Origin of the sequence: Micromonospora sp. KC723, assembly GCF_004348595.1 — a bacterium.
GTDB lineage: Bacteria > Actinomycetota > Actinomycetes > Mycobacteriales > Micromonosporaceae > Micromonospora.
Map to the genome: position 1 here is coordinate 1 of NZ_SMKD01000213.1, position 6,377 is coordinate 6,377.

Consider the following 6,377-nt stretch of genomic DNA (forward strand, 5'->3'; position numbering starts at 1 on the left):
CGGTGGGCACCAGCCCGCCCACCGCCAACCAGCCCGACCCCACCTGCACCGCGTCGAAGTTCCACGTCTCGCCCCGCGCGTCCGAGGCCAGTTCCGCCGCCGCCTCGACGAGGGTGAACCGGGTCGAGTCCGGGGACAACCACACCGCCGCGCCGCTGGTCCGATTCCCCGTGATCAACCAGCCCGGGTCACCGGAGACCATCCGCGCCACATCCACCGCGCGCGGACCGCCGTACAGCTCGAACGGCGCGGTCACCTCGACCAGCGAGCCGTCTGTGGCCTGACGCCAACTACTCGTCCGTGGATTCGCGTGCGCGCCGCCGCGCTTCGCGCCCAGCACCGCCACCCGACCGTCGCGGCAGGCCGCCGAGTACAGCACCTGGCGCTGGCCGTAGTAGGTGCGCGGCACCAGTTTTTGGGTGACCCAGGTCGTGCCGTCCGAGCTGAACCAGGCCGCCGGGCGGGTGCCGCCGGCGGCATCCGCGACCGCGCCGACCGCATACCACCGGCCGGCGCAGGCGGTGACGTCGCGCAGCACCAGACGCCCCGCGGCACCCGATGGCAGGCTGAGTTGTCGCCAGGCGGGGCGGACCGGTTCCGGGCCGTCGGCCTCTCGCCCGCCGCCCGGATCGCACCCCGCCAGCAGTACGGCGAAGACGCCGCACCCCGCCAGGACTCGTCGGAGGGCCACGACGCGATGCTATCGACCCCCGCCGAACCGTGGTCGCCCCAGCGGACGCGGAACGGGTCAGCCGGCCGGCTGGGCGACCTCGCCGCCGGCGGTTTCGGCGAGAATCCGCTCGGCGACCTCCTTCATGGTCATCCGGTGGTCCATCGCGGTGCGCTGGATCCACTTGAACGCCTGCGGCTCGGTCATGCCGTACGTCGTCATCAGCGCGCCCTTGGCCCGCTCGACGGTCTTGCGGATCTCCAGCCGGTCGTTGAGGCCGGCGACCTCGGCCTCCAGCGCGGCGATCTCGGAGTAGCGGGACAGCGCGATCTCCACCGCAGGCACCAGGTCACTCTTCTGGAAGGGCTTCACCAGGTACGCCATCGCGCCGGCTGCCCGGGCCCGCTCCACCAGGTCGCGCTGGCTGAACGCGGTCAGGATGATCACCGGGGCGATCCGGGCGCCGGCGATCCGCTCGGCGGCGGCCAGTCCATCCATGATCGGCATCTTGATGTCGAGGATGACCAGGTCCGGCTTGAGCTCCTCGGCCAGCCGCACGGCGGTCTCGCCGTCCCCGGCCTCGCCGACGACCTCGTAGCCCTCCTCGACCAGCATCTCGGCCAGGTCCAGCCGGATGAGCGCCTCGTCCTCGGCGATCAGTACGCGCCTGCGCTCGGCATCCGTCTGCGTCTCGGCCACGAGCCACTCCCACCCAGTCTGTACCCTGACACCCGCCGTGCCGGGTGTCGCCGCCCCTAGCGTAGTAGGTAACCTATGACTCGACGCGACAGCGTCAGGTCACTCGTCCCCGTATTCCAACCGGTAGAGAAGCGGAGCTCAAACCTCCGACAGTGTGGGTTCGAATCCCACCGGGGACACCGATCATCGCGAGCGCCCGTTCCAGGTCGGCGCGCAGGTCCTCCGGGTCCTCCAACCCGACGGAGATCCGCAGCAGCCCGCCGCACGGTTTGGCCTCCCCCTCGACCGGCCGGTGGGTGAGCGACGCCGGGTGCTGGATGAGGGTGTCGACGCCGCCGAGCGACACCGCGTGGGTGATCAGCCGGCACGCGTCGGCGACCCGCGCGGCGGCGGGGGCGCCGCCGCGCACCTCGACGGCGAGCAGGCTGCCGGTGCCGGACAGCTGCCGCCCGACGAGCCCGGCCGGGTCGTGGACCGACGGGTGGTGCACCCGGACGACGGCCGGGTGCCCGGTGAGCCAGCTGGCGAGTTTCTCGGCGCCGGCCTGCTGGGCGCGGACCCGCAGCGGCAGGGTCTGTAGGCCACGGTGCAGCAGGTACGCGCCGAGCGGGTGGAGCACGGCGCCGGTGACGGCGCGGACCTGGCGCAGCCGGGTCGCCCAGCCGCTGTCGCAGGCGACGACGCCGGCGAGGACGTCGCCGTGGCCTCCGATGCTCTTGGTGGCGCTGTGCAGGACGAGTGCGGCCCCGTGCCGGGCGGGCTGCTGGAGCACGGGGGTGGCGACGGTGTTGTCGACGAGCAGCGGGGCGTGACCGGCGGCCTCCGCGAGGGCGGCGATGTCGATCAGATCGAGCGTGGGGTTGGCCGGGGTCTCGACGACCACGAGGGCGGTGTCGGGACGTACGGCGGCCGCGATCCGGTCGGGCCCGGCCCAGGTGACCTGGGTGCCGAGCAGGCCGGTGGCGAGGACGTGGTCGGTGCCGCCGTAAAGGGGGCGGACGGCGACGACGTGACGCTTGCCGTCGCGGGTGGCGGCGAGCAGGGCGGCGGTGAGGGCGGCCATGCCGCTGGCGAAGGCGACGGCCTCGGCGGTGCCCTCGAGGTCGGCGAGCGCTGTCTCGAAGCGGGCCACGGTGGGATTCCAGAGCCGCTGGTAGACGGCGCTGGCTCCGGGTGGGAGGGCACCGCCGCCGGCGAGCAGTTCGTACGCCGCGCCGCCGCCGGCGACGCCGGGCAGCGGGTTGGTGGTGGACAGGTCGATCGGGGGCACGTGGACGCCGAGGGCGGCGAGGTCGTCGCGGCCGGCGTGGACGGCCCGGGTGTCCACAGTCGTCATGACCGAAGCGTCGAATAAATTCATGGGTGAAAGCAAGAGGAGCGAATATCATTCTGGGGAATGCGCTTCCACCACTCGCGCCTTCGGGAAGGGATGGTCGCATGCCCGTTACGTCGAATGATGTGCGGCGGTCGTTCACCGCGCTGGACGACGTCGACCGCGCGATCCTGGCCGAGCTGGCCGCCGACGGCCGGCTGCCGAACAACGCCCTGGCGGAGCGGGTCGGGGTGGCGCCGTCGACGTGCCTGACCCGTACCCGCGCGCTGCGCGAGTGCGGCGCGATCCGCGGTTTCCACGCCGAGGTGGACCCGGCGGCGTTGGGGTTGCCGTTGCAGGCGCTGGTGTCGGTACGGCTGGCCGCGCACGAGCGGGCGGCCGTGGACGCGTTCCGGGCCCGGTCGGTGCGGTTGCCGGGGGTGGTGTCGGTGTTCCATGTGGCCGGCGCGGAGGACTATGTGCTGCACGTGCGGGCGGCGTCCGGGGACGCGCTGCGGGACTTCGTGCTCGACCACCTCGCGGTGGACCCGGCGGTGCAGCACACCCAGACGAGCCTGATCTTCGAGCAGGCGCGGGGTATGGGTTAGGGCACGATCCGGAACACATCGGGCGGGCGACCGGTTGCCCACGGTGTGATCAACGTACCGCTGTCTGTTCTCGATCTTGCTCCGGTGGCCCGTGGCGCGACCGCCGGTGAGGCCCTGCGACACACCACGGAGCTGGCCCGCCGCACCGAGGAGCTGGGCTACCACCGGTTCTGGGTGGCCGAGCACCACAACATGCCGGCGATCGCCAGCTCCGCGCCGGCGGTGCTGCTCGCGCACCTGGCGGCGCACACCTCGACCATCCGGCTGGGCTCGGGCGGGGTGATGCTGCCCAACCACGCGCCACTGGTGGTGGCCGAGCAGTTCGGCACCCTGGAGGCGCTGCACCCGGGCCGGATCGACCTGGGCGTCGGCCGGGCGCCGGGCACCGACCAGGTGACCGCGCTGGCGCTGCGCCGGAGCGTGGAGGGGCTGTCGGCGGAGGGCTTCCCCCGTGAGCTGGCGGACCTGATGAACTACTTCACCGGCGACGAGCCGGGCCCGATCAGGGCCACACCGGGCCTCGGGCAGTCGCCGGCGGTCTGGCTGCTCGGGTCCAGCGGGTTCAGCGCGCAGCTGGCCGGGCTGCTCGGGCTGCCGTTCTCGTTCGCGCACCACTTCAGCGCGGAGCACACCCTGCCGGCGTTGCGGCTCTACCGGCACAGCTTCCGGCCGTCGCGCTGGCTGGAGCGGCCGTACGCGATGGTCGCGGTCAACGTGGTCTGCGCGGACACCGACGAGCGGGCCGAGTGGCTGGCCGGGCCGAGCGCGCTGTCGTTCCTGAGGCTGCGGGCCGGGCGGCCGGAGCCGCTCGTCACGCCCGAGGAGGCGGCGGCGTACCCGTACGACGAGCGGGAACGCCAGTTCGTGCGGCAGCGCCGCGACGGCCAGGCGATGGGCTCGCCGGAAACGGTCCGCCGGCAGCTCGGGGACCTGCTGGCCCGCACCGACGCCGACGAGCTGATGCTCACCACGATGGTGTACGACGTGGCCGACCGGGTGCGTTCGTTCGAGCTGGTGGCCGACACGGTGGCCGGCGACCTGACGCGGAATGCCTGAAACACACTCTTCATACCCACGTCACCGCCGCGTCGCGGAGCACGCATAACTTAGTGACCGGTGGTGGTACGGCACTCCCGGTCGGGACGGGTCGGGGGTGCTGCGGTGTGGTGCACCGGGTCGCCAGTGGTGCGGGTTCCGCGCGCTGGCGACCCGGTGCCTGTATGCCCGGTCCGGGTCAGCGCCGCCCCGGGCCGCTGAGCGCGCTGTCGCGGACCGGGGCGGCGGGATAGCCCTCAGCGCAGGTAGATGTTCGGAGTCGGCGGAGTGGACATGCCGGCGCCGACGAAGAAGCTCGGGTGCGGCGGCTGGTTGTAGGCGGTGTTCTGCCAGGCGATGGCGGTCCGGTACTGCGCGTCGTGCATCAGGGTGTGGATCCGGGTGCTGGTCTGGTGGGGCGTGCTGTAGATGCGCAGGGCGCGGTTGTCGCTGGTACGCCAGACGATTTCCTCCCGCCAGTCCCCGAGGATGTCGCCGGAGAGCGCCGGGGTCGACTTGGTGCCGTTGTTGGAGGCCACCCCGCTGCCGTTGAGCACTCGGGTCTCCCCGCTGGTGCCGTACTTGTCGACCCGGGTGCCGTCGAGCAGTTCACGCACCGGGTCGCCGTCCCACCAGGCGAGGAAGTTGGTCGAGGACGGCTTGCGCCCGACGTTCTGCCCCCGGGTGTTGAGGAGGCCGCCGACGGCGGAGGACCAGGACTCGGCGCCGGGGCTGCCGGCCCAGATGTCGGCGGAGACGCCCCGGCCGTTGTCGCCGGACGGGGAGGTGGACCAGAGGACCTGCCCGGTGCGGGCGTCGGCGAACCAGGAGCTGGGCTTGCTGTAATCCTCGCTGACCTTGAAGTACTCCAGCCCGGCCCGGGACGGGTCCAGGTCACCGACGTGCCCGGCGTCGCCGTGGCCGTAGCCGGTGGACCAGAGCAGCCGCCCGTTGTCGTCGATGGTGGCCGCGCCGTAGACGATCTCCTGCCGGCCGTCGCCGTCGACGTCGGCGATGGAGAGGCTGTGGTTGCCCTGCCCGTACGCGGCGGAGTTACCGGAGGCGTTCGAGTCGAACGTCCACCGCTTCATCAGGGTGCCGTTACGGAAGTCCCAGGCGGCGATGACGGCCCGGGTGTAGTAGCCGCGCGCCATGATCAACGAGGGGCGCTGCCCGTCGAGGTAGGCGGTGCCGGCGAGGAACCGGTCGACGCGGTTGCCGTACGAGTCGCCCCAGGAGGAGACGTTGCCGCGCGGCGGGTCGTAGTTGACGGTGGACAGGGCGGCGCCGGTGCGGCCGTCGAACATGGTCAGGTACTCGGGGCCGGCGAGGATGTAGCCGCTGGAGTTGCGGTGGTCGGCCGACGCGGAGCCGATGACCTGGCCGGTGCCGGAGCGGGTGCCGTCGGCGGTCTTCATGGCCACCTCGGCGCGGCCGTCGCCGTCGTAGTCGAACACCTGGAACTGCGTGTAGTGGGCACCGGCGCGGATGTTGCGACCCAGGTCGACACGCCACAGCCGGGTTCCGGTCAGGGTGTACGCGTCGATGTAGACGTTGCCGGTGTAGCCGTCGTGCGCGTTGTCGTGGGCGTTCGACGGGTCCCACTTGAGCACGAACTCGTAGTCGCCGTCGCCGTCGAGGTCGCCGACGCTGGCGTCGTTGGCCGAGTAGGTGTACGCCTCCCCGCTGGGCGTGGTGCCACCCGGCGGCACCTGCAACGGCACGTCCAGGTACCCGCTGCCGAACTGGAGCGCGGGTGCCGAGGCGGCCTGCTCGGCGCCGTTGACCACGGCCCGCACGGTGTACGACGACCCGGCCGCCGCGCCGCTGTCGAGGTAGTTGGTGGCGCCGGTGATCGGTGAGCCGTTCACCTTGGTGGAGCCCCGGTAGAGGTTGAACGACACCCCGGAGGTCTCGGTGCCGAGCAGCCGCCAGGACACCAGGTTGCCGCTGCCGGAGCGGACGCTGACCAGCCCGCGGTCGAGGCCCTCCATCTGCTTCGCCCCGCTCGGCGGCGGCGTGGTCGGCGGGGGTGTCGTGGGCGGTGGGGTGC

4 protein-coding genes, 1 tRNA gene and 2 pseudogenes are annotated in these 6,377 nt (G+C 72.5%); 3 read left to right on the forward strand and 4 right to left on the reverse strand.

All coding sequences use genetic code 11. The features are described 5' to 3' along the window. Both E1165_RS27350 and E1165_RS27355 read right to left on the reverse strand, forming a co-directional pair. Positions 1 to 691, reverse strand: a pseudogene (locus E1165_RS27350) (hypothetical protein); the annotation flags it as partial. Positions 692 to 748: 57 nt separating this feature from the next. After that, complete coding sequence (locus E1165_RS27355; RefSeq protein ID WP_132394590.1) at positions 749 to 1,369, reverse strand: ANTAR domain-containing response regulator; 621 nt, start codon at positions 1,367 to 1,369, stop codon at positions 749 to 751. A 105-nt stretch (positions 1,370 to 1,474) separates the two neighbouring features. On the opposite strand from E1165_RS27355, the gene E1165_RS27360 reads away from it, so the two are divergent. Beyond that, a tRNA-Leu gene (locus E1165_RS27360) sits at positions 1,475 to 1,548 on the forward strand. Between the two features lie 71 nt (positions 1,549 to 1,619). On the opposite strand, the pseudogene E1165_RS27365 reads toward E1165_RS27360, so the two are convergent. Further along, a pseudogene (locus E1165_RS27365) lies at positions 1,620 to 2,729 on the reverse strand (PLP-dependent aspartate aminotransferase family protein); the annotation flags it as partial. Positions 2,730 to 2,806: 77 nt separating this feature from the next. Here E1165_RS27365 and E1165_RS27370 point away from each other — a divergent pair. Further along, complete coding sequence (locus tag E1165_RS27370) at positions 2,807 to 3,289, forward strand: Lrp/AsnC family transcriptional regulator (RefSeq protein WP_132394591.1); 483 nt, start codon at positions 2,807 to 2,809, stop codon at positions 3,287 to 3,289. Positions 3,290 to 3,334: 45 nt separating this feature from the next. After that, positions 3,335 to 4,345 (forward strand): LLM class flavin-dependent oxidoreductase, encoded by a 1,011-nt coding sequence (locus E1165_RS27375; RefSeq protein WP_132394592.1) that lies wholly within the window; start codon positions 3,335 to 3,337, stop codon positions 4,343 to 4,345. Positions 4,346 to 4,581: 236 nt separating this feature from the next. Here E1165_RS27375 and E1165_RS27380 read toward each other — a convergent pair. Then, positions 4,582 to 6,377: rhamnogalacturonan lyase (locus E1165_RS27380; protein WP_132394593.1), on the reverse strand; the 1,796-nt coding region annotated here is incomplete at its 5' end.

Excerpts from the sequence above, each read along its gene's own strand:
- E1165_RS27370 (WP_132394591.1), top strand. The coding sequence starts at position 2,807 with ATGCCCGTTACGTCGAATGATGTGCGGCGGTCGTTCACCGCGCTGGAC.